The following is a 1597-nucleotide window of genomic DNA, read 5'->3' as shown; positions in this document are numbered from 1 at the left end:
CAGTTCATCCGTTACCCCGTTGGCATAGGTGACCAGAATGTGCACTTTGCCGGGATCGGGGTTGGCGTACTTCGCGCCCTCCTGAACGATGGGGGTCAGGTGGAAGCTGCCGGTGGCAAGGTCGATGTCATCGAGCTTGTAGTTCTCGCTGTCCAGGTTAACGTCCCGGATGCCCAAGTCCTGAATGCTGAAGCCCTTGGGCGGAACCAGCTTCATATCCGCGCCCTTGGAGTTGTCGGAGCTGAGGGTGAGCTTGCCGGTGGACAGCTTGGCGGTGACAGGCTTGTTGATAATGTTGACGGTCACCGGCTCGCCCCAGCCAATGATCCAGCCCTCCAGGGCAACGGAGGGGTAGATTTTCAGGGTCTGCTTGGGGGTATCCGGACGCAGCCCGTCGGTGTGCAGCACCAGGTTGTAATCATTCTCCTCGCCATAGCTGGCGGTAATGCCCAGCTTCTCCAGCTGCTGCTCGGATTCCGACCAGAGGTCCCACACATCGGCATCCTGATCGAACAGCACCGGCACATCTACCCCGGGATTCCAGGCGTTGATGGTCACGGCCTTGGCGGAAACCTTGGGCATAGACTTCTTGACGGTGAGCTTCAGGGTCTCCGGGGTGGTCAGGTAATCCTTATTCTCCCCGGCCAGCACCTGGATGGCGGAAACGTAGGAGGTCTGCACCTTGGAAATATCCTCCGGCAGGTTGCTGACAATCTCCAACGTCCGGTCGTCTACAGGCCGCAATACGAAGTAGTTGTTCAGTTCCGGGTTTTCGAACCGGGCGCTCTTGATGATGGTGGTCTCATTGGACGGAACATCCCCGTCGTCCTCCGAGGAAATGACAGGCTGATTTTCCTTGGTCAGGGAAATGTAAATCCGGGGGTTATCCGTGGCGGAGAACAGCTCCTTGGTGGCCTTGGTGTCCATCAGGTGGACATCCAGGACGGTGGGCTTGTTCACCACCTCCACGGTGCAGGTCAGTTCCTTCTGAACGTCCGTGTTCCAGTCGTAAAACCAGCACGACACCTGGGTAATGCCCACGTTCTGGGCTGTAATATCCACAGTTGACTGATCAGGAGTTGGTGACACGAGGGAAACAATGTCCTGATTACAATTCCAACCCATCACATAGCAGTTTTCGGCATTCAGCGCCTCCAGCGTGAAGCTCTGACCCAGCTCCAGGGTGACATAATCCTGGTTCAGGGCAGGCTGCGTCTCGGTTCCCTGGGGGCCGTAAAGCTGAACGGTATAGTTGCCGGAGACCTTCGGGATGTAGGTCATGGTCAGCTGACCCTTGATATCGGCGTAGCCATAGTCGATATACTGTAGGTTCGCCAGATCGCCGGGGGTGGCGCTGACGATCAGCACATAAGGCTCTTGATAAGACTCTCCGTATCCCGGCGCCAGGCCGGTGAACTTCACGGTGTGCTTTTCGCCGCTGACGGTGTCCGTGCCGGAGAAGACGGCCACATCGTCGGCGGTATAAACTTCCTCCATGGACGCGCCCTCAGGGGCAACGTACACGGTGTCAAAATTCTCGGGGTCGGGGGGAGCCTCGGTTTCGGGAGCCTCGGTCTCGACAACGGGAGCCTCGGTG

General features: G+C 58.0%; 1 protein-coding gene. It reads right to left on the bottom strand.

What is annotated here, in order from left to right; translation table 11 throughout:
* Positions 1-1597, bottom strand: a 1597-nt coding sequence (locus Q0H50_RS09515) for a hypothetical protein (protein WP_294421712.1), incomplete at both ends; no start/stop codon positions are given.

Origin of the sequence: uncultured Senegalimassilia sp., from assembly GCF_934632265.1 — a bacterium.
Classification (GTDB): domain Bacteria; phylum Actinomycetota; class Coriobacteriia; order Coriobacteriales; family Eggerthellaceae; genus Senegalimassilia.
This window is presented reverse-complemented; position numbering and strand designations above follow the sequence as displayed.